This is a genomic window from Granulicella sp. L46 (assembly GCF_009765785.1).
GTDB lineage: Bacteria > Acidobacteriota > Terriglobia > Terriglobales > Acidobacteriaceae > Granulicella.
In genome coordinates, this window is sequence record NZ_LMUT01000026.1 from 1 (window position 1) to 307 (window position 307).

The 307-nt window shown below is 55.0% G+C and carries 1 rRNA gene; it reads left to right on the top strand.

Annotated elements, in window-relative coordinates:
* Positions 1 to 307 (top strand): 16S ribosomal RNA (locus GSQ80_RS23175); the annotation flags it as partial.

The window sequence follows — 307 nt, forward strand, 5'->3', positions numbered from 1 at the left end:
ATGCACGTGCCAGCCGCCGCGGTAATACGTAGGGTCCAAGCGTTAATCGGAATTACTGGGCGTAAAGCGTGCGCAGGCGGTTGTGCAAGACCGATGTGAAATCCCCGAGCTTAACTTGGGAATTGCATTGGTGACTGCACGGCTAGAGTGTGTCAGAGGGGGGTAGAATTCCACGTGTAGCAGTGAAATGCGTAGAGATGTGGAGGAATACCGATGGCGAAGGCAGCCCCCTGGGATAACACTGACGCTCATGCACGAAAGCGTGGGGAGCAAACAGGATTAGATACCCCAGTAGTCCGGCCCTAGT